The sequence below is a fragment of the Streptomyces odontomachi genome, from assembly GCF_024435355.1.
Classification (GTDB): Bacteria; Actinomycetota; Actinomycetes; order Streptomycetales; family Streptomycetaceae; genus Streptomyces; species Streptomyces odontomachi.
On record NZ_JAMJWG010000022.1, the window covers coordinates 1 to 24,668 of the forward strand.

The 24,668-nt window shown below is 72.5% G+C and carries 14 protein-coding genes; 5 read left to right on the plus strand and 9 right to left on the minus strand.

Annotation, left to right across the window (positions count from 1 at the left end):
• Positions 1–435: 435 nt before the first annotated feature.
• Positions 436–2,106 carry a phosphoenolpyruvate--protein phosphotransferase gene (ptsP, locus tag NQO67_RS33950; protein WP_255954234.1) on the plus strand — a complete coding sequence of 557 codons (1,671 nt, stop codon included), beginning with the start codon at positions 436–438 and terminating at the stop codon, positions 2,104–2,106.
• Positions 2,107–2,237: 131 nt separating this feature from the next.
• Here ptsP and NQO67_RS33955 read toward each other — a convergent pair whose 3' ends face one another.
• Both NQO67_RS33955 and NQO67_RS33960 read right to left on the minus strand, forming a co-directional pair.
• Positions 2,238–3,131: a DUF8829 domain-containing protein gene (locus tag NQO67_RS33955; RefSeq protein WP_255954235.1), complete on the minus strand. Its 894-nt coding sequence runs from the start codon at positions 3,129–3,131 to the stop codon at positions 2,238–2,240.
• Between the two features lie 205 nt (positions 3,132–3,336).
• Entirely contained in the window at positions 3,337–5,301 is a 1,965-nt protein-coding gene (locus NQO67_RS33960) for an acetoacetate--CoA ligase (RefSeq protein WP_255954237.1), read from the minus strand.
• Between the two features lie 327 nt (positions 5,302–5,628).
• Here NQO67_RS33960 and NQO67_RS33965 point away from each other — a divergent pair, with 327 nt between their 5' ends.
• Positions 5,629–8,007 carry a glycoside hydrolase family 31 protein gene (locus NQO67_RS33965; protein WP_255954239.1) on the plus strand — a complete coding sequence of 793 codons (2,379 nt, stop codon included), beginning with the start codon at positions 5,629–5,631 and terminating at the stop codon, positions 8,005–8,007.
• A 433-nt stretch (positions 8,008–8,440) separates the two neighbouring features.
• Here the strand turns inward: NQO67_RS33965 and NQO67_RS33970 are convergent, their stop codons facing one another.
• Positions 8,441–8,977, minus strand: a complete 537-nt coding sequence (locus tag NQO67_RS33970; protein ID WP_255954240.1) for an NUDIX domain-containing protein — start codon at positions 8,975–8,977, stop codon at positions 8,441–8,443.
• A gap of 71 nt (positions 8,978–9,048) precedes the next feature.
• Here NQO67_RS33970 and NQO67_RS33975 point away from each other — a divergent pair, with 71 nt between their 5' ends.
• Together NQO67_RS33975 and NQO67_RS33980 are read left to right on the plus strand one after the other, a co-directional pair.
• Positions 9,049–9,942, plus strand: coding sequence for a M15 family metallopeptidase (locus NQO67_RS33975; RefSeq protein WP_255954241.1), 894 nt, complete (start codon positions 9,049–9,051; stop codon positions 9,940–9,942).
• Positions 9,943–10,106: 164 nt separating this feature from the next.
• Positions 10,107–10,451 carry an Mpo1-like protein gene (locus tag NQO67_RS33980; RefSeq protein WP_255954243.1) on the plus strand — a complete coding sequence of 115 codons (345 nt, stop codon included), beginning with the start codon at positions 10,107–10,109 and terminating at the stop codon, positions 10,449–10,451.
• A 97-nt stretch (positions 10,452–10,548) separates the two neighbouring features.
• Here the strand turns inward: NQO67_RS33980 and NQO67_RS33985 are convergent, their stop codons facing one another.
• From NQO67_RS33985 to NQO67_RS34005, 5 genes are read right to left on the minus strand one after another with little or no spacing between them, the layout of a single operon-like run.
• A complete protein-coding gene (locus tag NQO67_RS33985) occupies positions 10,549–11,163 on the minus strand; it encodes a GTP-binding protein (RefSeq protein ID WP_255954244.1) in 615 nt (204 codons plus the stop codon).
• Positions 11,144–14,893 (minus strand): hydantoinase B/oxoprolinase family protein, encoded by a 3,750-nt coding sequence (locus NQO67_RS33990; protein WP_255954246.1) that lies wholly within the window; start codon positions 14,891–14,893, stop codon positions 11,144–11,146. The genes NQO67_RS33985 and NQO67_RS33990 overlap by 20 nt, the downstream gene beginning before the upstream one ends.
• A gap of 25 nt (positions 14,894–14,918) precedes the next feature.
• Positions 14,919–15,320: a DUF742 domain-containing protein gene (locus tag NQO67_RS33995; RefSeq protein WP_255954247.1), complete on the minus strand. Its 402-nt coding sequence runs from the start codon at positions 15,318–15,320 to the stop codon at positions 14,919–14,921.
• A gap of 9 nt (positions 15,321–15,329) precedes the next feature.
• A complete protein-coding gene (locus NQO67_RS34000) occupies positions 15,330–15,770 on the minus strand; it encodes a roadblock/LC7 domain-containing protein (protein WP_255954248.1) in 441 nt (146 codons plus the stop codon).
• On the minus strand, positions 15,767–18,538 hold the full coding sequence (locus NQO67_RS34005; RefSeq protein WP_255954249.1) for a sensor histidine kinase: 2,772 nt from the start codon (positions 18,536–18,538) through the stop codon (positions 15,767–15,769). Before NQO67_RS34005 ends, NQO67_RS34000 begins: the two co-directional genes overlap by 4 nt.
• Positions 18,539–19,009: 471 nt before the next feature.
• Between NQO67_RS34005 and NQO67_RS34010 the strand changes: the two genes are divergently transcribed.
• Positions 19,010–19,534 carry a hypothetical protein gene (locus NQO67_RS34010; protein WP_255954250.1) on the plus strand — a complete coding sequence of 175 codons (525 nt, stop codon included), beginning with the start codon at positions 19,010–19,012 and terminating at the stop codon, positions 19,532–19,534.
• A 122-nt stretch (positions 19,535–19,656) separates the two neighbouring features.
• On the opposite strand, the gene NQO67_RS34015 is transcribed toward NQO67_RS34010, so the two are convergent.
• Positions 19,657–24,552, minus strand: coding sequence for a coiled-coil domain-containing protein (locus NQO67_RS34015; protein ID WP_255954251.1), 4,896 nt, complete (start codon positions 24,550–24,552; stop codon positions 19,657–19,659).
• Positions 24,553–24,668: the final 116 nt, after the last annotated feature.

Genomic DNA, 24,668 nt, shown 5'->3' on the forward strand with positions numbered 1-24,668 from the left:
AATCCACTGTATCAGCTAATTTCCCGGCCTCGGCCCACCGCCTCGCAGGCATGGCGGGCCGCGTCGGAAAGTTAGGATCTGACTACTGGATGTCGTGGAACCTCGGCGCTTCACGTCGCCTGGCTCCGAACAGGGAATCAACTGTACAGCCGCCGTCCGATGGGTGCAAATCGTTTCTGCGGCACTCCTAGACAGCCAACCGGGACCTCTCATGAGAAACCGGGACTTCTCATGATCTACCCTGCTGAGCGGCGCGTACCGTGCACCCCGGGCCTGCGTCATCCCCGTTCCACGGGATGGGCCGCGCGGCGCCTGGCCTCGACGACGCAGGCAGCACCGTGGCGGCCGGGTCTGCCGCTTTGACCGGGCACGGGTGGACACAGATACACAGGTGGACACGGGTACGTAGTGGACACGGGTAAAGGGGACGGTGACATGGAGACAACGCTGCGAGGCGTCGGGGTGAGCCATGGCGTGGCGATCGGCGAGGTCCGGCACATGGGCACCGCCGTACTCGAACCGCCGGCGAAGCAGATCCCCGCAGAGGACGTGGAGCGTGAGAAGGGGCGCGCCCGTCAGGCCGTCGAGGCGGTCGCCGCCGATCTGACGGCGCGCGGCAACCTGGCCGGCGGCGAGGCCCAGGCGGTGCTCGAGGCGCAGGCCCTGATGGCCCAGGATCCGGAGCTGCGGGCCGACGTGGAGCGCCGCATCAGCGTGGGCAGCACGGCGGAGCGCGCCGTCTACGACGCGTTCGCCACCTACCGTGACCTGCTGGCCGGTGCGGGCGAGTACCTGGCGGGGCGGATCGCGGACCTGGACGATGTGCGCAACCGTATCGTCGCCCGGCTGCTCGGGGTTCCGATGCCGGGGGTGCCGGACAGCGAGCAGCCGTACGTCCTCATCGCTCGCGATCTCGCACCGGCCGACACCGCGCTGCTCGACCCCTCCCTGGTGCTCGGCTTCGTCACCGAGGAGGGTGGGCCCACCAGCCACAGCGCGATCCTGGCGCGGGCGCTGGGCGTGCCGGCGGTCGTGGCCCTGCGCGGTGCGACCGAGCTGGCCGAGGGGATGGTCATCGCCGTCGACGGCAGCTCGGGCGAGGTCTTTCCGGAACCGAGTACGGAGCATGCGGAGCGGATGCGCGCGTCAGCGGCGAAGCGGCGTGCCGAGATGGCTGCTTCGGCGGGTCCCGGAGCGACCTCGGACGGTCACAAGGTGCCGCTGCTGGCCAACATCGGTGGCCCCGAGGACGTGCCCGCAGCTGTGGAGGCGGGTGCCGAAGGCGTGGGCCTGTTCCGTACCGAGTTCCTCTTCCTCGATGACAGCGCCACGGCACCGTCGGAGGAGAAGCAGCTCCAGGCGTACCGGTCCGTGCTCGAAGCGTTTCCCGAGGGGCGGGTCGTGGTGCGGGTACTGGACGCGGGGGCGGACAAGCCGCTGGACTTCCTTACCCCGGGGGACGAGCCCAACCCGGCGCTGGGTGTGCGTGGCCTGCGGACGCTGCTGGAGCATCCCGAGGTGCTGCACACCCAGCTCTCCGCGCTGGCCAGGGCCTCGGAGGGGTTGCCCGTCCACCTGGAGGTGATGGCGCCGATGGTGGCCGACCGGACCGATGCCAAGGCGTTTGCGGATGCCTGCCGTGCGGCGGGACTGCATGCCAAGGCGGGGGCGATGGTGGAGATTCCGTCGGCGGCCCTGCGGGCCCGCTCGATCCTCCAGGAGGTGGAGTTCCTCTCCCTGGGCACCAATGATCTCGCTCAGTACACCTTCGCGGCCGACCGCCAGGTCGGAGCCGTGTCGCAGTGGCAGGATCCCTGGCACCCCGCACTGCTCGATCTGGTCGCACTGTCCGCGGAGGCCGCACGGGCCGAGAGCAAGAGCTGCGGGGTGTGCGGCGAGGCGGCGTCGGATCCGCTGCTGGCCTGCGTACTGACGGGGCTCGGGGTCACCTCCCTGTCGATGACCGCGGCGTCCCTCCCCTATGTCCGCACCACGCTGGCCACGTACACGCTGGCGCAGTGCGAGCGTGCCGCGGCCGCAGCACGGGCCGCGGACACCGCGAGCGAAGCACGCGGCGCGGCGCACGCCGTGCTGTCCGGGGAGTGATCCGGCGACGGGTCGCCATGTCCCCGGTGGCGGGTTGAACCGGGCCGCACCCCGCCCGGGGCCCGGCCGGGGCGTGCGAGAGGCGCGCGCGAAGGCAGCGGGTCCGGTGCGCGGGCGGGTCCGTACGTAGTTCAGTGGGGATGGCCCGCCGGGGGCTCGTCCGGTCCGAGATCCGGGGGCAGCACGTAGTCGACGCCGGACTCCGGGGGGACCAGGTCGCCGGATTCCACGTCCGTGCAGTAGGCGTCGAAGACCTCGGCCTCGGTCAGGGGGCGTAACTGCCAGCTTTCCAGCCGCCAGCCGTAGACCCGGTCCGGCACGCCCGGCCGGATGGTCCGCACCACCAGGCCGCCCGTGGTCCGGCTGGCGATGCCCGTGGCCAGGACGGTGGCGAAGGCGCGGATCGCGGACTCGTCCAGGTGCGCCCGGCCGTGCTCGTCGTCGGCGACGTCGAGCGCGGAGAGCAGGGTGTCAGCCGGGGTGGCGGCGCTGCACACGAGATGGTGCGTGCCGGGGCCGGCTCGGTCGAGTACGCGGAGGACGAGGTCGCAGGCGCGGGTGAAGGAGGACCAGCCGATGTCCTCCCCGCAGGTGGCGCAGGTGCCGATGCCGGCCAGCAGGGTCGTCGCGTACTGCCAGGTGGCCTGGCGTAAGGCTGCTGTCACCAGGTCCGGGACCAGCTGGGCCAGCGGTCGGCCGTCGTAGGCGATGGTGGCGCCGGTGGCGGCCAGCTCGGCGGTGAAGCGGCCGCGGCTGGCCTGCGCGTCGGGATCAAGGCCCGCTCGGGTGCAGAAGTCCTCGTACTCCGCGGGGTCGAAGAGGGCCAGGGAGGTGTGCCGGCCCTCCGAGGTGAGGGCGTGGAGCAGGGTCTCGATCTGTTGGAGATAGGCGTGGTGGTCGTCGAAGGCGAAGCTGCGGTAGCTCCGCATCGCCGTGAAGTCCTCCTCGTCGGTGAGCAGTGCGATCGTGCCGGCCATTTCGCGGTGCAGGAGCTGCTGCATGCGGGCAAGCTCGGTGTACGCCATGGTTCCCCCTCTGCACAGTCGATCAATGCTCACTCACCGTAACGGTCGGCACTGACAACGGTGGTTCGGGCGGCCGCGGCAGGGGTCGGCAGCGGCCTCCGCGGGGCGGTCCCCCGGGCTTCGGGCTTCGTGCTTCGGTCGCGCATCTCGGGCTCCGTCCCGGTCCCGGGGGCCGGTCCCGGTCCTGGGGATCCCCCGCGCCCGGTCAGGATCGCGGCCGCGCCAGGCCCTCGTAGAAGCGGAGCAGCTCGATGCTGTCGACGGAGCCGGGGTTGACCGCCTTGTCCATCGGGACGCCTTGGAGGAGGCGTTTGACCGGTACCTCGATGCGCTTGCCGGTGAGGGTGTGCGGGACGCCGGGGGCCTCGATGACCTCGTCGGGAACGTGCCTCGGGGAGAGGTTCGTACGGATGGTCTGCTTGATGCGGTCACGCAGCGCGTCGTCGAGGACGGCGGACGGCGCCAGGTGGACGAAGAGTGGCATCCAGTAGCCGCCGTCGGGCTGCTCGATGCCGATGACCAGGGATTCCCGGATCTCCGGGAGGCGTTCGACGACCTCGTAGATGTCGGCGGAGCCCATCCGGACGCCCTGCCGGTTCAGGGTGGAGTCGGAGCGGCCGTGAATGACGACGGAGCCGCGGGGGGTGATCGTGATCCAGTCGCCGTGGCGCCACACGCCCGGGTAGGTGTCGAAGTAGCTGTCGTGGTAGCGCTGGCCGTCCGGGTCGTTCCAGAAGCGGATCGGCATGGACGGCATGGGCTGGGTGACCACCAGTTCGCCGACCTCGTCCAGGACCGGCCGGCCCTGCGGATCCCACGCCTGTAGGTCGGTGCCGAGACAGGCGGCCTGGAGTTCCCCGATGTGCACGGGGAGGGTGGCGACGGCGCCCGCGAAGCACGAGCAGACGTCGGTGCCGCCGCTGACGGAGGCGATCCACTTCTCGCCGCACTCGTCGTGCAGCCAGCGGAACCCGTCCGGCGGCAGGGGTGACCCGGTGGTGGCCACGCAGCGGATCCGTGACAGGTCGTGATCGCGCCCGGGGTGGACGTCCGCCTTGCGGCACGCCATCACGTAGGCGGCCGAAGTGCCGTAGAGGGTGGCGCCGGTGCGCGCTGCGACCCGCCACTGGGCGCCGGTGTCCGGGTACCCGGGGCTGCCGTCGTAGAGCACCACCGTGGTGCCCGTGAGCAGGCCGGAGACGAGGAAGTTCCACATCATCCAGCCGGTGGACGTGTACCAGAAGAAGCGGTCACCGGGCCCGAGGTTGCAGTGCAGGCCGAGCTGCTTGAGGTGCTCCAGGAGGATGCCGCCCTGGGACTGCACGATGGCCTTGGGCAGCCCGGTGGTGCCGGAGGAGTAGAGCACCCACAGCGGGTGGTCGAAGGGGACCTGCTCGAAGACGGGCGCCGTGTCCCCGGCGGTCAGGGCCGACCACTCCAGGGCGTCCTCGGGCGCGGGTGTGCCCATCAGCGGGACGTGGACCACGGCGCGCAGGCTGGGCAGCTCGCGACGGAGCTCGTCGACGACGTCCCTGCGGTCGTGGTCCTTTCCGCCGTAGCGGTATCCGTCGATGGTGAACAGGACCACCGGTTCGACCTGCTGGAAGCGGTCCAGCACGCTGCGGGCCCCGAAGTCCGGGGAGCAGGAGGTCCAGACCGCGCCGACCGCCGCGGTGGCGAGGAGGGCGATGGCGGCGTGCGGAATGTTCGGGAGGTAGCCGCTGACGCGGTCGCCGGGGCGCACGCCGAGCGCATGCAGTTCGGCGGCGAGTGAGCCGACCTGCCGGCGAAGCTCGGACCAGCTGATGGTGCCCGGCTCGTGGCGCTCGTCGACGTGCACGATGGCGGGCTCGTCGGGGCGGCTGTCCGCGGCGCGCAGGGCGTGCTCGGCGTAGTTCACGGTGGCGCCGGGGAACCACTGGGCGCCGGGCATCGTCCGGTCGGCCAGCACGCGGGTGTACGGCGTGCTGAAGCGGACGTCGAACCACTCGACGACGGCTGCCCAGAAGGGTTCGAGCGACTCCACTGACCACCGGTGCAGCGCCGGGTAGCCGCCGCCCTCCGGGGCGCCGTGCCGGTGCGCGGCCCAGGCCTGGAAGCGGGTGACGTTCGCCTGCTCGACGGTGTCGTCGTCGGGCTTCCAGAGCGGGGCGGGATTCGTGGCGGTCATGGGGCGGCTCCCAAGGGTGACGCGTCGGGTGCGCCGTGCCGTGCACGACGGGTGTGCGCGGGATGCAGTGACTGGGACGATGCCATGTGATCGACTGCCACGCCAGGGTGGAAACACACAGCCCGGCGTGCACGCGGACGTGTCCCGGCGACATGTCCGGGCGCGCTCGGGGGTGTGCGGGGAACACGTCCGGGTGCCCGTATGCATCCGTGCGCGATCCCGATGCTCCCCTTGCGCGGTCCCGTTCATGAAGATGTGACCGCACCGTGGGTGAACGGCAGTTGAACGACGCCCCTGTGTGCCCGCGCGAATGGCAGGGTGATCACCATGGACGGTCGTGACCTGGTGCGTTCGATGCAGGCGGTCCGCAGGGCGGGGCCGGCGCGCGGACTGCGGATGATGCGCGCCACATGGCGCCGGCACCGTACGGACGGTGCCGGTCTGCCGGAGCGTGGCCCGGAGCGGGCCCGGGTGCCCGGCCAGGTGACGCGGGTGAAGCCCGGCCCGGGCGGCGGCGTCGTCCATTTCGAGCGATCCGCGCTGCGCATCACCGTGATGGCCGGCGGGGCGCTGTTCTGGGGCTGGGAGGGCGCGGGACCGTTGCCGTCGTACGCGCTGGCGGGTAGCGCGCCCGAGCCGGACCCGCGTGCGTCGCTGGAACCGGACACGGCCGGCGGCTGGCGCGTGGTGGCCGAGCGGGTCACGGTCGCGGTGTCCCGGCACGGTGCGATGGACGTGTACACCCCGGGCGGGGTGCGGCTCCGCCACGACCAGCCGCCGCGCTGGTGGGAGCCGGTGGGCGGGGGCGAGGCACGCTGGGTGCAGCGTTCCCGGGTCGCCGCCGACGCCCGCTTCTTCGGTCTGGGCGGCCGGTCCTGCGGGCCGCGGCTACGGGACGGCACGTACCGGCTGTGGAACGCCGACCCGCAGACGGCGTACGGGCCGCAGGACGATCCGCTGCACATCACGATGCCGGTGCAGATCGTGGTGGCCGATGCCGGGACGCACCTGGTGTTCCATGACACCACCTGGGACGGCGCGGTGACCCTGCGAGAAGGCGAGGAGGGCGCAGGCTCCGGGCACGATCGCGCGGGGTCGTCCGAGCTGCGCATGGAGGGTGGCCCGCTGCGCTGCTGGGTGGCGGTGGGCAGCCCGGCGCGGGTGCTGCACGCCTGGGCGTCGCTCACCGGCCCGCCCGCACCGCCACCGGCCTGGTCGTTCGGCCACCACCATGTGGTGCGGGGGCCGGACGGCGAGGCGGAGGTGCGCCGTGTCGTGGCCGGCCACCGTGCCCACGGTCTGCCGCTCGACGCCGTGCACGTGGACCTGGAGCGGGCGCCGGACGCGGGGCGGCCGACCGCCGAGGAGGAGCCCGGGGAGGGGCTGCCGCGCCTGGCCAAGGAGCTGCGTGAGGACGGCGTACGGCTGGTGGGGGTCGTCTCCCCCGCGGTGCGCGCCGACCGGGACGACGCGGTCTTCACGAGCGGTACCTCGGCCGGCGTCTTCGTCGCGGACGCGGCGGGCCGGCCGGTGCACGGGGAGGGCCACCACGGTGAGTCGGTGTACCCGGACTTCACCGATCCGACGGCACGCCAGTGGTGGGGTGAGCACTACCGGGAGTGGCTCGACCAGGGGTTCGCCGGGTTCTGGCACACCCTGGACGAGCCGGTGGCCTACGCCGCCTACGGTGATGCGACGCTGCCGCGTTCAGCACGGCACGCCCTGGACGGCCACGGCGGCGACCACCGCGCCGCGCACAATGTCTACGGCCTCACCATGGCGCGCGCCGCCCATGAGGCGCTGGCGAAGCTGCGTCCCGAGGAGCGCCCGCTGTTGCTCGCGCGTTCCGGCTGGGCGGGCATGCAGCGCTACGCGGGCACCTGGTGCGGCACGGTGGAGGCGGGCTGGCCAGGGCTGCGTGCCGCACTGTCGGTGGTGCTGGGCCTCGGGCTGTGCGGGGTGCCGTTCGCAGGTCCCGACCTGGTGGACGGCGGTGCCGGCGGCTCGTCGGAGCTCCAGGTGCGCCGCCTGGAGCTGGCCGCCCATCTGCCGCTGCTGCGCACCCGGGGCCCCGGGCTGCCGGTGGGCGAACCCGTCCCGGGAAGCGAGATCGTCGCGCACGCGCGCGTGCTGTTCGCCGAACGGCGCCGTCTCACCCCGTACTTCGTGACGCTGGCCCAGCTGGCCCGCCGTACCGGCGCACCCCCGGTGCGGCCGGTGTGGTGGGGCAGCCCCGAGATCCGGGCGCTGCGTGACTGCGAGGACGCGTTCCTGCTCGGTGACGCTCTCCTGGTGGCCCCGGTACTGGAGCCCGGCGTGGACCGTCGCGAGGTGCGGCTGCCACCCGGCCGCTGGTACGACACCCGCACCGGGCAGTCGTACGACGGCCCCGCCCGCGTGGACCTGGCCGCACCGCTCGCGCACGTGCCGGTCCTCGCGCGCGGCGGGTCCGTGGTGCCGGTGCTGGGCGAGGACGGCGTGATCGCACTGGAGGCGTGGGCGCCCGCCCCGGGCCGCCGTGGCGGTGGCGTGGTGATACCCGAAGCCGTGCGCCCCGGGGACGGGGGCGACGCAGGCGGGTCAGGCAGGGACGCCAAAGTGGAACGGTACGTCGTCCGCCGGGCCGGCGACCGAGTGACCGTGGAGCGCCACACGGCGGACGGCCCGCGTGAGGCGGGGCGTCCGGTGCGGATACGGGGGATCTGATGGGGGATCTGGCGAGGTGGCTTGTGCAGCCTGCGGGCCGCGACCCCTGGGACGGCCTCGGCGAGCCCGCCAGCGGCCCATGAAGGCACGGCAGCTGACGGAACGTCGGCAGACCCCCCGGGTGAGCGGAGAGCCCGTGAACGGGGCCTCGCCGGGCCTCGTCCCACCAGCCTCGCCGGACCCGTCCCACCGGACAGCCCCGAGCCCGCAGCCCTACCCGGCAGGCAGCCCTACCCGGCAGGCAGGCCTACCCACCAGGCCGAGGCCTTCCCGGCAGGCCCATGCCTGCCGACCATAGCCGCCCAGGCCTGTCGACCACGGCCGACCAACCTGAAGACGTCCCAGCCGCCAGGCCCGTAGCCGTTCCCCGTCGTGCCGGCCTCAGATGTACCGGACTCGTACCGGCCTCAGATGTACCGGACTCGTACCGGCCTCAGATGTACCGGCCGTCGAAGAACGCCTGCACAGCCGCCGTGTGCAGCGGGAAGGCCAGCTCCGCCGGCCTGCGCAGCAGGTCCCAGCCCTCGGTTTCGTCCGTCGGGCGCGGTTCCGGCAGGTCGGCCGCGGGGCGTTCGGGCAGCAGGCCGAACAGCAGCAGATGGCCATCGGGCGCGCTCATCGCGTCGGCGAGGCGCACGTCGCGGCTGGCGACGCAGATGCCCGTCTCCTCCTTGAGCTCACGGGTGACGGCATGCCGCCAGTCCTCCCGATCGTCGATGAAGCCGCCGGGCAGCGCCGTGCCACCGCGTTCGGGGGCGATGCTGCGGGTCACGACGACGAGGGCGGTGCCTTGGGGGTCGTAGACGGGCTGGAGGGCCACGGCGACCGGCAGGGGGTTGCGGTAGGCGACATGGTCGCAGGACGCGCAGGTCCGGGGCCAGCCGGACACATCGCCCGGGTAGGGCGCCCCGCAGCTCGAACAATGCGAAAACGGCGCGGGGTTGGCGTGTGGTTGATGAGTTGCGGACACGCCGCGGACTGTATCTGATCATCTGCACGACGTCTTCCGCGGCACCCGGGGCTGCTGATACAGCAGGGAGCATGACAAGATCCATGCTTTTCGCTCCGTCCCGGCGCAGCCGCCCGGGCGCCTCGGAACCGGTGCGCAGGGCGCCTGCACGGCGTGGCTCGGCGCTGCGCAGGATCACCGTCGCCCTGACGGCCCTGTTCGCCCTCGGCAGCGCGGTGGCGCCTGCGCAGGCCCGCCCCGAGCCCAAGGCGCCGCGGGAGTTCGTGGCGCTCAGCGACGTCGATCCGACCATCCTCCAGGAGATCCGCTACATCACGCCGCACAACTTCACGGGCGTCCCCGTGGACGGCTATCGCCAGCCGATGTGCATCCTGACCAGGGCCGCGGCCACGGCGCTGCACAAGGCCCAGCAGAAGCTGCTGCGCCAGGGCTACTCCCTGAAGGTGTACGACTGCTACCGGCCGCAGCGTGCCGTGGACTGGTTCGTGGCATGGGCGAAGGACCTCGACGACCAGCGCATGAAGGCGGAGTTCTATCCGCATGTCGACAAGACGAGGCTGTTCGAGGACGGCTACATCGCGGAGAAGTCCGGCCACAGCCGCGGCTCCACCATGGATCTGACGCTGGTACGGCTGCCGGCCCTGCCCACTCGCCCCTACGTGCCAGGGGAGCCGCTCGCACCCTGTTACGGCCCCAAGGACCAGCGTTTCCCGGACAACTCGATCGACATGGGAACCGGCTTCGACTGCTTCGACACCCTGGCGCACACCGACGACCCTCGGATCGTCGGCACCCAGCGGGCCAACCGCGACCTGCTGCGCGACGCGCTGTCCGCGCAGGGGTTCGTGAACCTGCCGGAGGAGTGGTGGCACTACACGTACCAGCCGGAGGTGTTCCCGGACACGTACTTCGACTTCCCGATCTCTCGGCGGTCGCTGACGCCCGGTGACCACGGCGGGCGCTGATCCTGCGGACGAGGCCCGGGGCGCACGGCGGTCCCGGGCTTTCCCGGGCCGTGCCGGGCTGTTCCGGGCCGCGCCGGGCCGTCCTGGCACCGCCGTGGATCCCCAGCGCGTGATCCAGCGCACCCAGGGCTGTACAGAGCCGCGGAACGCACTACCGTGCGCCCATGGCGCGTACTTTCGATTCTTACGAAGAGTTCTGGCCCTACTACGTGGCGATGCACTCCCAGTCCGCCACTCGATGGGTGCACCTGGTGGGCACGCTCACGGGGCTGGCCGTGAGCGCCTACGGGCTGGCGCGCGGGCGAAAGCGCTATGCGGCGGCGCTGCCGCTGATCGGCTACGGCACCGCATGGCCCGCGCACTTCCTCATCGAGAGGAACAACCCCGCGACCTTCGGGCACCCCGCGTGGTCGCTGCGCGGTGACGCCGAGATGATCCGCATGATGCTGGCGGGCCGCGACCACGAACTCGGTGAGATCGCGGCCAAGTGGCTCGCCGAGAACGGCTGACTGCGCGCCGTAGGAAGTACCGGACACGGCCACCCGGTGCCGCACCGCGACGGCGCGGATGGCCGAATCCTCCCCCTGCGGTCAGGCCGGACCGCGGTCAGCTGAGAGTCGACGCCGCCGGCTCTCTCGACGTGGCCGAGATCAGCATGGCGTGCTCGACCACCTCGATGAGGATGTTCTTGACGGAGTCCCGCTCGCGCGCGTCGCAGAGCACCACCGGAACCTGCCCGTCGAGGTCGAGCGCGTCCCGCACCGCATCGGCGGGGTAACGCGCGGCGCCTTCGAAGCAGTTGACCCCGACGATGAACGGTATCGAGCGGCGCTCGAAGTAGTCGACGGCGGCGAAACAGTCCTCCAGACGGCGTGTGTCGGCGAGGACGACGGCTCCCAGGGCACCGGTGGCCAGCTCGTCCCACAGGAACCAGAAGCGGTCCTGGCCGGGTGTACCGAAGAGGTAGAGCACCAGGTCCTCGCGGAGCGTGATCCGCCCGAAGTCCATGGCCACGGTGGTGGTGGTCTTGCGCTCCACCCCGCTGAGGTCGTCCACCGGCCGCCCGGCCTCGCTGAGCATCTCTTCCGTGCGCAGCGGCTTGATCTCGCTGACCGCGCCGACGAGCGTGGTCTTGCCCACGCCGAAGCCACCGGCCACCAGGATCTTGAGCGTGACGGGTGCGACCGGAGGTTCTCCCCGGTCAGATCTCCCGAAGATCATCCGTGTCTTCTCCTGCCTCGCTGTGATCGGACGCCGGTGGACCGTATCCGCCGCCGCCTGGGGTTTCAATGGCGAGAACGTCTCCGGGACGCACCTCTACCGAGTCGCTACCGTTCAGTTGGACGATTGTGCCGTCAACGCGCTCCACCCGGTTGGCGCCGAGCGCGCCCGCAGCGCCGCCGGCCATGCCGTACGGCGCCACTCTGCGGTGCTGGGACAGCGTCGAGACGGTCATCGCCTCCCGGAAGCGGATACGGCGCAGCGCGCCGTCCCCGCCCCGCCAGCGGCCCCGCCCGCCGCTGCCGTCGCGCACCGCGAACTCCTCCAGGAGCACCGGCAGTCGCCACTCCAGCACTTCGGGGTCGGTCAGCCGTGAGTTGGTCATGTGGGTCTGGACGACGGGCGCGCCGTGGAAACCGTCGCCGGCGCCGGAGCCGGACGCCACCGTCTCGTAGTACTGGTGGCGGTCGTTGCCGAAGGTGACGTTGTTCATGGTGCCCGAGCCCTCGGCCTGCACCCCGAGGGCCTGGTAGAGGGCGCCGGTGATGGCTTGTGAGGTCTCCACGTTGCCCGCCACGACGGCGGCCGGAGGCTCGGGCGCGAGCATCGAGCCGGGTGGCACGATCACCCGCAGGGGGCGCAGGCAGCCGTCGTTGAGCGGGATGTCGTCGGCGACCAGGGTGCGGAAGACGTACAGCACGGCGGCGTTGACGACGGAGAACGGGGCGTTGAAGTTGGTCGCCAGCTGCGGTGCGGTGCCGCTGAAGTCGATGGTGGCGGAGCGCTCCGTGCGGTGCACGGTGATCTTCACGCGGATCATGGCGCCGGAGTCGGTCTCGTAGCAGCACGAGCCGTCCTCCAGGGCGTCGATGACGCGTCGCACGGCGTCCTCGGCGTTGTCCTGGACGTGCTTCATGTAGGCCTGTACGACGTCCAGGCCGAAGCCGGCGATCATGCGGCCGACCTCGTCGACGCCCTTCTGGTTGGCGGCGATCTGGGCGCGCAGGTCGGCGAGGTTGGTGTCCGGGTTGCGGGACGGGTACGGGGCTTCGGTGAGCAGTCGCCGGGTCTCCGCCTCGCGGAAGCGGCCCCCGTCCACGAGCAGCCAGTTGTCGAAGAGGATGCCTTCCTCGTCGATGGTGCGGCTGTTCGCCGGCATGGAACCGGGCGCGATACCGCCGATCTCGGCGTGGTGGCCGCGCGAGGCCACGTAGAAGAGGATCCGCGGTTCCGCCGGCTCCCCCTGCGCCTCCGCCCGTGCCTGCGAGTCCCGCCCGGGTTCCCCGGTGTCGAAGACCGGGGTGATGACGGTGACGTCGGGCAGGTGGGTGCCGCCGTGGTACGGGTCGTTGACGGCGTAGGTGTCGCCGGGGCGCATGCCCGACCCGCGGCGCCGGATGACCTCCTTGACGGCGGTGCCCATGGAGCCCAGGTGGACGGGGATGTGCGGGGCGTTCGCGACCAGGTTGCCGTCCGGGTCGAACAGCGCGCAGGAGAAGTCGAGGCGCTCCTTGATGTTCACGGACTGGGATGTCGACTCCAGTCGGGCGCCCATCTGTTCGGCGATGGACATGAACAGGTTGTTGAAGACCTCGAGGAGGACGGGGTCGGCCTCGGTGCCGGCGTCGAAGCCCTGCTGCGCCGCCACGCGTGCCATGACCAGGTGGCCGCCGGCGTTCACCGCGGCCCGCCAACCGTCGTCCACGATCGTCGTGGAGCCGGACTCGGCGATGACGGCCGGGCCGGTGACCGTCTCGTCCACCGACAGCGCGGCGCGCTGGTACAGCGGGACGTCCTGCCAGGTGTCACCCGTGTAGAGGCTGACGGTGGGGGCGTGCCCCGCGCCGTTCCCGGCCTCGGCTTCGGCCCCGGCCTCGGAGGAGGTGGTGTGGGGGGCGAGGGCGGACAGGTCGGGGAGTTCGGACAGGCCGGTGGCCTCCACGGAGAGTGCCTCGACGACGATCGGCCGGTCCAGCGTGAAGGAGTAGGTGGCGCGGTGGCGGTCCTCGAAGGCGCGGACCATGGCGTCCGGCGTGTCGAGTTCCACGGTGAGCGCGGTGTCGGTGCCGTCGTAGCGCAGCTGGGCGCGGCGGGTGATCCGGATGCGGTCGGCGGGCACGTCCTCGGCGCGCAGCTCGGCGCCGGCTGCTGCTTCCAGGTCGTCGGCGGTCCTGAGCACTCCCGGCATGGCTCCGGGCGCCAGCCGGGTCTCCACGGACTGCTCGCGCATGGCGGTGGTGTCCGCGAGCCCGATGCCCAGGGCCGACAGCACCCCGGCCATGGGCGGCACGAGCACGGTGCGGATGCCGAGCGCGTCGGCGACCTTGCAGGCGTGCTGGCCGCCCGCGCCGCCGAACGTCGTCAGCGCGTAGCGCGTGACGTCATGGCCCTTCTGGACCGAGATCCGTTTGACCGCGTTGGCGATGTTGGCCACGGCGATGCGCAGGAAGCCCTCGGCGACCTGCTCGGGGGTGCGGTCGTCTCCGGTCTGCTCGCGGATCTCGCGGGCCAGCGCCGTGAACCGGTCGCGCACCAGCGCGTCGTCGAGCGGCTGGTCGCCGCCGGGGCCGAAGACCCGGGGGAAGTGCGCCGGCTGGATACGGCCGAGCGCCAGGTTGGCGTCGGTGACGGTGAGGGGGCCGCCTGCCCGGTAGCAGGCGGGTCCCGGATCGGCGCCCGCCGAGTCGGGACCGACCCGGTACCGGCTGCCGTCGAAGTGCAGGATGGAGCCGCCGCCCGCGGCGACGGTGTGGATGTCCAGCATCGGGGCGCGCAGCCGCACCCCGGCGATCCGGGTGGTGAAGACCCGCTCGTACGAGCCCGCGAAGTGGGAGACATCGGTGGACGTGCCGCCCATGTCGAAGCCGATGACCCGGTCGAATCCGGCCAGCTGCGACATCCGGGCCATGCCGACGATGCCGCCGGCCGGCCCGGAGAGGATGGCGTCCTTGCCGCGGAAGTGTCCTGCCTCCGTCAGCCCGCCGTTGGACTGCATGAACATCAGCCGCACGCCGTGCAGCGCGTCGGCGACCTGCCGCACGTAGCGGCGCAACACCGGTGAGAGATAGGCGTCGATGACCGCCGTGTCGCCTCGGGGCACCAGTTTCATCAGCGGGCTGACCTCGCTGGAGAGCGAGATCTGGGAGAAGCCGATGCGTTCGGCGAGCGCCCCGACGGCACGCTCGTGGTCCGGGTGCAGATGGCTGTGCATCAGAACGACGGCGACCGCCCGGATCCCGTCGTCGTACACGCGCCGCAGGTCGGTCTCGAGCCGGTCCAGGTCGGGGGCGCGCAGCACGGAGCCGTCTGCGGCGAGGCGCTCGTCGGCCTCGATGACCCGCTCGTAGAGGAGTTCGGGCAGGGCGATCTCGCGCGCGAAGATCGCGGGGCGGCTCTGGTCGGCGATGCGCAGCGCGTCGCGGAAGCCTCGAGTGACGACGAGCGCGGTGCGCTCCCCCTTGCGTTCCAGCAGGGCGTTGGTGGCGACCGTGGTGCCCATCCGGACGACCTCGATGCGCGCGTCGCCGGCCTCGTCCGTGGCGGGCGGTACAGCCTCGTTGCCCGGTTCGGCGGAGTCGAGCAGGGCGCGGATACCGGCGACCGCGGCGTCCGGGTAGCGGGCCGGGTTGTCGGAGAGCAGCTTGTGGGTGAGCAGGCGACCGTCGGGACGGCGCGCGACGATGTCGGTGAACGTACCGCCCCGGTCGACCCAGAACTGCCAGCCTGTCACTTTTCTCTCCCGGCGTGCGCGCTGCTCAGAGCGCTCGAAGGCCGTTGATCACGTCGCGCAGAATACTCTCGTCCGGCAGCTGAGCGGGCGGCACCGGCCGTGTCACGTGCACCAGCTCCGCCTCGACAAGGTCGCCTATGAGGACGCGCACCACGCCGATCGGCAATTTGAGATCGGCGGACAGCTCGGCCACGGACTGCGGGTTCCGACGGCACATCCCGACGATGTGCAGATGCTCCGGGGAGAGTGTCTGCTCCTCCTCCAGCTCCGCGTCGTCCACATCGGGTTCGGTCCGCACCAGCGCGATGAGATCGAGCCTGTGCTGCCCCGTACTGCTGGTGCGGCCCCGTGTCATGGCATACGGACGCACCACGGGTCCGGCATCGTCGTCGAACCAGTGCGGCGTTTCCCGACCGTCTGCGCTCATGCCATCCCACTACCCGCCGGCGGGCAGATCGGTACGTGGCGTGGCCGCCAGATGTGTGCCGACCCGCTTGACGAGAAGGGTCATCTCGTAGGCCACCTGGCCGACGTCGGCGTCGGCGTCGGCCAGCACGGCGAGGCAGCTGCCGTCACCGGCGGCCGTGACGAAGAGGAAGGCGTCGTCGAGTTCCACCACGGTCTGGCGGACGGTGCCCGCGTCGAAGTGGCGGCCGACGCCCTTGGCGAGACTGTGGAACCCGGAGGCGACGGCTGCCAGATGCTCGCTGTCCTCCCGGGTCAGCTCCTCGGAGACGCCGGTGGGCAGGCCGTCGCCGGAGAGCACGAGTGCCTTGCGGATGCTGGCGACGCGGCGGACCAGATCGTCGAGGAGCCAGTTCAGCTCTCCGACGGCCGCGGGTGTCTCGGTATGGCCGGTGGCCTTCGGTGCGGTCATCGACCGTCCCCCTCAGATGTCGTTCCCTGCGCTGTGCCCTTGGGGCTTGTCTCCGGCGCCGTGCTCTCGGGGGAGGGCCCCTGCGCCCTGTCTTCGGAGCCCGTCCCCTGCGCTGAGCTCGTGGAGCCGTCTTCGCCGGCCGTGTTCTCCTCGCGGCCGCGCCGCCAGCCCCGTTGCATGGAGGCCATTCTCCTGCGCACCTCTTCCGCGTCGCGTTCCACGGGTGCGCCGCCGGTGTCCTCGTCGACCTGGCGTTCGGTGCGCCGCTCGGGTCCGCTCTTGAGCTGCGGTGCCAAGGATGCCTGTCGCACCCGGCGCGGCAGCGGTGTGGAGCCGGACGGCTGGTCCCGTTGCGGGAGGGCGGCCTGGGCGGGGCGGCGGCGCCTGGGGAGATCGCTCTGCACACCTGCCTCCTGTGTCGAGGCAGCATGATGCTGCTGCGGGGTGTCGTTCTCCCGCGGCCGGCTCGGCGTCACCGGATGGCCGTGCGAGCTGACCAGCTTGGGTGTGGTGCGCCGGGGCAGCGGCACCGGTCCGCCGGGGCGGTCCGGGCCTCCGGGGCGGGTGGCTTCGCCACGGGGCTCACGGGTGTCGGACGCCTGCTGGTGCTGCTCGCCCGACGGGCGGGCGCCCGGCCGGCGCCGATGGAACATGCCGCCGTGCTCGCCGTCCTCGTCGTCCAGGGTGCCCGGGAAACCGGCCAGCTCCGCCTTGCCGCCGGACGCGGGGACGGGGGCCTCAAGCTCCACCGGGCCGTCGAGCAGGTCCGCGTCCCGCACCGACTTGCGGCGCAGCGGCTTGCTGCCGACCGGGGCCTCCAGCGGGGCGCCCCCGGAGTCCTCGACGAACAACGCCGGATCGTCTCGGGTGACGTCCCAGGAGTCCGTGAGCAGCGAGTCGGGGATGAACACGATGGCGCTGGTACCGCCGTACGGCGACTGCTGGAGCGACACGCGCACGTTCTGCCGCTGGGCGAGCCGGCTGACCACGAAAAGGCCCAGCCGGTCGGTGTCGGAGAGCTCGAACTCGGGGGTCTCGGCGAGTCGCAGATTGGCGTCCAGCAGCACGTCGGGCGCCATGCCGAGGCCGCGGTCGTGGATCTCCAGGGTGAAGCCGTTGGCCACTCGTTCGCCGATCACCTGCACGGCGGTGTGCGGTGGGGAGAACACGGTGGCGTTCTCCAGGAGTTCGGCGATCAGATGGGTGAGGTCGGCGACCGCGGGGCCGATGACGGCCAACCGCGGCAGGCGGCGGACCTCGACGCGCTCGTAGTCCTCGACCTCGGCGACGGAGGCGCGGACGACGTCCATCAGCTGGACCGGTTTGCGCCACTGTCGCGAGGGCGCGGCGCCGGAGAGGATGACCAGGCCCTCGGCGTGGCGGCGCATGCGGGTGGTGAGGTGGTCGAGGCGGAAGAGGTCGGCCAGTTCGTCGGTGTCCTCGGTCCTGCGTTCCATGCTGTCCAGCAGCGTCAGCTGCTTGTGCAGCAGGACCTGGCTGCGGCGGGCGAGGTTGACGAACACCTCGGAGACACCGCGCCGCATTTCGGCCTGCCGGACGGCGGCTTCGACTGCGGCCCGCTGGAGGGTGTTGAGAGCCTGGCCGACCTGGCCTATCTCGTTCTTGTCGTAGTCCAGGCGGGGCGCCTCGGTCTCCACGTCGACCTGCTCGCCGCTGGCCAGCCGGCGCATCACGCCCGGCAGCCGCACACCGGACGCCTCGTGCGCCTCCGTGCGCAGCTGGTGCAGGTCCCGGATGAGGCTACGGCCGATCCGTATGGAGACGATCAGGGAGAACAGCAGGGCGACCAGGCCGAGGACACCGGCCACCCCGGCCCGCATGAGGACGCCCACGGACACCGGCCGGACGCGGTCCTGGTAGTGGTCGACCGCGGTGTTGTCCATGTCCCCGAGATCGAGGAGGGCCTTGGTGGCGATGGTGTTCCAGGTGCCCTTGTCCACCGCACGGGGCGTCCCCGGGACGGCCTTCGCCAGAGCGTCCTCCACCGTCCGCAGCGGCTTGGTGCCCTGGGCCGTCCAGTAGCGGTTGAACGGGGCGGCGTCGTGGTCGGGGAGCAAGGGGAGGTTGGTGGCGTACAGCAGGCTGCGCTGGGCGCCGAGGTCGGAGATGAGCCGGATCTCGCTCTGGTTGAGGTGGTTCGCCACCAGGGCCGCGGAGACCACCGCGTCCTCCCTGGCCAGCAGCTCGCGGGCGCGCCCCAGGGAGATCACCGCCTGGCCCTGCTTGCTCAGGTCGACGTCGTTGACGCCCTGCATCGACACCAGGAGCTCGTAGCAGGGGTCGACGAGGTCGTCGTACAGGTCGAGCACGGTCAGGCCGTCGACACTGCCGCCGTCCACCCTCTGCCGCAGCGTCACCAACCCCTCGAGCGAGTGGGTCAGGGTGGCCAGGCGTTCCTTGGCGTCCTTGGTCATGCCGTCGCGGACGTCGTCGTCCTTGGCGATCTCCTGCATCTTGGCGACGGCGGTGTTGGTGGCCGTGCGGCTCCTGCGCATCTGCCATTCGACGTCGGAGGCGCGTGGATCCGCCAGGTAAATGAGCGTCTGGCGGCGCTCACGCTGCATGGCGTGTGCGGTGTCCTCGATCGGGTAGGTCATCTGGTCGACGGCCTTGGCGAGGCCCAGCAGCTGGAGCGCCTCCCGGCCGGTCACGACCGTGGCGAATCCCCAGATCGCGGTCAGGGTGACCAAGGGCACGAGCAACAGCGCCACGATCTTCCGGCGGATCGATTTCCCGCGAAAGCGCATGGCCTCCCCCAGCTTGCCCCCTTCGGCCGGGGGTGTACGTGAACAGCGTATGCGGTGTACGTCAACAAACGGCGCGAGCCTACTACTCGTCACCGATCAACTCGAAGGCCCGTAGCGTCGACTCCGAAATACCGGATGACCAGGTCGTCCATAGTTGTCCGGCCATTACGGGAGATGACGGTTCGCGGATGTGCCCAGGACGGGTACGCGGCCCCGTGGGGCGCCACCCGCAGTTGGCTGATTCTTTTCGATCCGTAGGGAATCTTCAGAGAGGCTTTGTTCGTCTTCCTGGACAAGGGGTTCACTCTGAGGAGGGGCCATCGGGAGCTGCGAGGTTCCCAGTTCGCGTAAAGCAGGCCAAGCCGGGCAGACGTGGTGGGGCCGGCTCGGCAGCTGGCCGCATCATTCAAGTCAGTCGCATACGACTGATCCGTACGAACCGCGGGTGTACCGGAAGAAGGTCCGACGAAGGTGGGGAGTGACGTTGTGAAGGGCACGGCAGGGCCGGGCAGGGCCTTGGCACGGGAAGCAGCGGATGGCCCGGCACAGGACCCTCGGTGGCGTCCGGGCGATGCCCCGGCACCCTCGCGCCGGGCTCCGGAAGGCCGCCAGTGGGACCGTACACAGCTGTGGAAGGACGAACCCGCACGGAAGCGCCGGCTGCCCGACCCGGTGCGCACCGCGGCGGTGCGTGCGGTCCTCATCGTCGCGGTGACGCTGGTCCAGGCGATGACGGCGTTCCTGTGCACGATGGCCGGATCGTGGCTGGCTTTCCCCATGGTGCTCAGCAGCATCGCCAGCACGGTCGTCGCCACCTGGGCAGTGCTGGACGTCTGGGTCACCCGCCAGGTGTGGAACCAGCGCCACGGCGTGGTCTCCGCGCCCAGCAGCTCCGCCCGGCAGCGACGGCGGGAGCGGCGCAGGGCACGCCGTGAGGCCCGTCCCGCACGGATACGTGAGGCGGGCGGCGGCCCCCGTCGGCTATCGCATCCGTAGCGGCGGTCGGTGCCCGCCGGGACGACCTTTCGGCCGATGTGGGGCGGTTGCCGACCCTGCGCTGGCACGCCGCGTGCGGGGCGAATCCCCGCACGCGGCAGGGGTGCACACGCGGAGGGGGTTCAGGCGGGCCGTGCGCCCGCCGGGCGGCGGTACATACGGGTTGCGGTGATCTCCCCGTGGATGGCCTCTTCGCCCGGATCCTGCTGGGGCAGGCCGGGGCGAAGGTGTTCTTCCACGCTGATGTACTTGAGCCCGGCACGCAGGTCCGCGTCATTGCGAAGCCGGATCACCAGCGGGAACTCGGCCAGTGCGGTCGTGTCGAAGAGCCCGGTGGTGTACAGCAGCTGCACCCCCAGGGCGTCGGCCACGGCGCGCTGAAGCTCCAGCAGATATGTGGCGTTGGCCCGGCCGATCGGGTTGTCCAGGAACAGGGTGCCGGCGTGGTGGTGCTTCTCGCGCCCCCGGTCGTTGGACCGCAGCGCGGCCATGGTGCAGTACAGCGCGATGGCAGCGGTGAGCAGCTGGCCGCCGGAGAACACATCGCCCATCTGGCCGACCGGCACCCGCTCGGCGCGCAGCACCGCGTCCGGCTTGAGGATCTCCACGCTGATGCCGCGCGGCTGGAGTGCCGCGTGCACTCCGCGCAGCAGCAGGGACATCCCGTCGCGCCGCAGGTCGGAGTTCTTCCGGACGGCGGCCCGGGTCGCCTCGTCGATGACCTCGCCGAGGCGCTCCGTGAGCGTCGCCTGGTCGGGCTCGTCGAAACGGATGCGCAGGAACTCCTGTCCTGACCACTCGCCGAGCCCCTCCGGCAGCCGGGACAGCCGCTGTGCGGAACGCAGCGTGGCCAACGCCTGCTCGACCATGCCGCGCAGCCGGTCGACGATGCTGTCGCGGTTGCGCTCCAACTGCGCCAGCTCATCGGTGAGGACACGCAGCCGGGGCGCGAAGGCCTCCGCCCACGGGGCCGCGTGTTCGGGGAGTGCGGCAGCGGGCAGCTCCCGGATCTGCTGGCGGGCAGGGGTGCGCACCTGTTCGTAGCGGGTGGCGTTCGCATGGCGTACGAGGACGTCGCTCGCCTCGCGCACCGAGGCCTCAGCCGCGGACAGGTCGGCGGCGCAGCCGCGCAGTGACCGGCGTGCCTCGCCGGCCGCGTGCCGAGCCTCCTGCAAGCTGCCCTGATAGGGCTCGGGTTCCTCGCCCTGCTCGGCCGCATCGTGGTGGTCGCGGAGCAGGTCCCGGAGCAGCGCCGCGGTCTCGTCGAAGCCGGCGGCGGCGTCCTCGGCGGCGCGGTGGGCGGCGAGGAGTTCGGCGTGCGCCTCGCGTGCCTGGCTCACCGCCTCGGTGTGCGCGCTGAGTTCGGTGGTGGCGGTGCGCAGCAGGCTCTGGGCGTGGTCGGCGTCGGTGGGCTCCAGAGGGTCCGGGAGCTCGGTGTGCGCCGTGCCGTCTTCGGGAGCCAGCCGCTCGGCTTCGCCGCGCAGCCTGCCCAGCTGCTCGCTCGCCGTGGTCGCGCGTCCCTCCAGGAGTTGGACGTGTTCCTCCGCGCGGGCCGCCGCGGCCTGCCGGGACGGGCCGTCGGCGCCGTCCGGGGACTGCAACAGCTGCGCGGCGCGGGTGCGCACCTTGTTGCTGAGCCGGTCCAGCTCGGCGCGTGCCGCGCTCTCGTCGCTCTCGGCGCGGGCCTGCTCGGCACGGAGATCGGCGCCCACGCCGGCCTTCTCGTACACCTGGGAGGCGGCGCGGTAGGCCTCGCGCAGGGCGGGCAGGGACGTGGCAGGGTCCGGGACCCGCCGGTCCCTTCGCGCGGGGCGGTCGGCGGCGGGCAGGTCGTCGGCAAGCACGTCGTCCGGGGCGCCTGCGATGTCGGCGCGCTCGGCGCGCAGGGCCCGCGCGGTGCGGTGTGCGTCGTCGGCGGCGCGCTGGGCGGCGCGGCGGTCCTCGTCGGCGGCACGGGCACGCTCCAGGCAGGTCTGGGCGCGGGCCTCGGACTCGACGGCGTCGTCGGCGAGTTCGCGCAGCCTGGCCTGCCATCCGGAGCGCTCCCGGAGCCGGAAGGCGAGTCCGGCGAGGGCGTCGGCGGCGCGCCGGGCGAGCTGTGCGGCCTCCTGCCGCTCGTCCCGTGCCGCCGCCGCTTCGGCGGCCGCCTCCTCGGCCTCGGCACGGGCCGTACGGGCCTCGGCAAGCTCGGCCTCGGCCTCCTGCGCGAACACGGTCGCGGAGTGCGCCGCCGCCGCGAGCTCGGCGAGCCGGCCGGCGGGGCAGGCCGCCCGCCAGGAGACCAGGCGCGCGGCCAGCTCACGGTCCCCCGCCAGCCGGGCGGCCAGTTCCCTGATCTCCTCGTCCCGGCGCGCGGCCCGCCCACGTAGCGCCTGGCGCTCCTCGTCGGCGGCGAACTCGTCGTGCATGGCCGGGTTCGGCGGCACCAGGAAGACCGCATGAGCCCCGTCGGGGCCCTGCATCGCGGCACCGTCGCCGTCCGGGCCGGCGGGTACGGGAGCGAGCAGGGCTGCGGCGGTACCGACGGCAACGGTGGAACGGGGCAGCAGGGCCGCGTCGCCGAGCACCTCACGGGCCCGGGCATGGGTGCCGGGATCCGTGATGATCACGCCGTCGACCAACTCGGGACGGGCGGCGAGCACCCGGGCGTGGTCCACCGGGTCGACGGCCTGGGCCAGGTACCGCCAGCCCGGCAGCGCCGGGATGCCGTGCTCACCGAGGTAGGCGACGGTGGCCAGCACATCGGGCCCGGGCGGCAGCAGCCCGCCGTCGCCGAGCGCGGCCAGGATGCGGGCATCGTCAGCCGCGGCCGTGCGCAGGTCGAACAGCTGCCGCTCGGCGGCGGCCACCGTCTCGTCGAGCAGCCGCTCCAGGTCGTCGGCGCACCGGTCCAGCTCGTCGCCGGTGAGCGGGCCCGAGGTGCGGTCACGTGGAGCGGCGGCTGACGGGTGCGGGCCGGCGGGGTCCGCGCCGGCGTGCGTGGGGTCGGGCCCGGCGGGATGGGGAGCGCTGCCGATGTCCTCGGCGATCCGGGTGCCCCCGGGCTCCCCGGTGTCTCCCGCCGCGGCGGGACGGCCGGTGCTTCCGGGACCGGCGGTCGCGCCGGTACCGTCCGCGGCCGCGGAATCGGCGGCGGTCTCGGAGCCCATGGTGCCGCCGGTGGGCACGAGGGCGCCGGGCAGGCCCAGCAGGGCGGTGACGCGGGGGTCGGCGGTGAGGGACTCGGCTGCGCGCAGTTCGGCCTGGTGGGCGCGCTCGGCGGCGGTGGCGGCGTCGGACGCGCGGGCCGCGGTCAGCTCGGCGCGGCTCTCCACGGCGACCGCTTCCCTGGCGCGTTCCGCGGTGCGGCGGGCGGCTTCGCGCGCGGTGTCCCATGCGGCGACGGCGGTCTTCTCCGCGTCGCTCGCGGCGAGTGCCGCACGGGCCGGGTCGGCGTCCGGGGCGCTGTCGTCGAGCCAACCGGCGCGCACCGCCTCGGTGGTCTCCTCTTCGACCTCCGCCAGCCGCTGGCGCAGGTGGTCCGCCTCGCTGCGGGCGCGCTGGGCCTCGGTGGCGGCTGCGGTGGCGTCACGGTGTGCGGTCTCGCTGGTCTCCTGGAGTCCGCTGGAACGCGCCTCGCCTTCGGCCGCCAGCCGTTCGGCGTCGACGGCGGCCGCGTCCAGGGCGCGCACCAGGTCACCGGCGGCCTGGGCGCGGGCCGCCAGCGCGGGGGCGGCGTCCCGCTCGGCCTCGCGGATGGCGGCGGCGACGCGGGCCGCGCGATCGGCGGCGGCACGGTGCCGCAGCACGGCCTCCGCGGCCTGCCATGCCGCGTACAGCGTGCGGGCGTCGGCGAGTTCGCGCTTGTGGGCAGCGGCGGCCTTCTCGGCGCCGGCGAGGGCGAGCGAGGCGTGTCGGTACGCCAGTTCCGCCGCGATCAGGGCGCTGCGCTCGCGGGTCCGCTCGGTCTCGGTGACGGTGTGGGCGGCCGAGGTGACCTGCCCTGCCAGCTCGGTGGCCCGGTGGCGTTCCTGCGTGCCGCGGGCGGCGAGGCGGCGGGCGAGCGTCCTGGTGCGGCGCTCGGCTCCGGCGTGGATGTCGCGGGCGCGTGACCGCACCTCGGCGGCGTCGACGATGCGGCCCAGGAGGTCGACGGAGCCGGCGGTGAAGTCGCGTTCGGCGATGAGCTCGGCGCGCCGTCCGAGCTTGTTGCCGAATCCGCTGACGAGGTCGGCGAGTCCGTCGGTGTCCCGGGTGTCGGTGACGGCGCGCAGCAGCAGGTCGGTGAAGTCGGCGTCCTTCTTGACCGCGAAGAGTCCGGCCGCCTCGCCCTCGTCGGCGTTCATCTCCCGCTGGTAGCGGAACAGCTCGGGGTCCAGGCCGAGCTCGCCGAGGTGCTCGGTCCAGCGTTCGTGGATCTCCTCCCAGTGCACGTCGAGGTGCGGGTAGACCTTGTCGGCCTCGGTGAGCGCGTCGCGGAAGCCCTTCATCGTGCGTCGCCGGCCGCGGGCGCCGGACAGGCCCTCGACGGGCGGGCGCACGGCGGTCGACTCGGCGACGGGCAGGTTGTCCAGGCTGAGGCCGGCTCCTGGTCGGAACGAGTACCACGCCTCGGCGAACTTGCGTGGATCGCTGGAGACCTGCCGTCCTCGCCACTCGCTCACCTTGCCGACGACGACGCAGGCACCCGTGCGGGTGTGCTGCCACTCCAGGGCGACGTGACCGCAGTCGTCGGCGAGCAGGAACTTGCGCAGCACGCCGGAGCTGGCGCCGCCCAGGGTGTTGCGGTGGCCGGGCAGCATGACGGAGAAGATCAACTTGAGCAGGACGGACTTGCCGCCGCCGTTCTCCAGGAAGAGCACTCCTGCGGGAGCCGGGCGGCGGGGCGGGCCGGTCGGCTCGTCCTCGAAGAACTCCGCCTGGGTGGGCGCGGGGTCCGGCACCGGTTCGCCGACCCCTCGCAGGTCCAGCACGGTGTCGGCGTAGCGCGCACCGGCGGGCCCGATGGAGTAGAGGCGGACGCGGGACAGCTCGTACATGGCGGCGGAACTCTCGTCGGGGCTCGGGGCTCGGGGCTCGGGGCTCGGGATCAGGGTCGGGGCTGGTCGTTCGGGGCGGGGAGTTCGTGCTTCGGGGGCGGAACCGGGGGGACGCT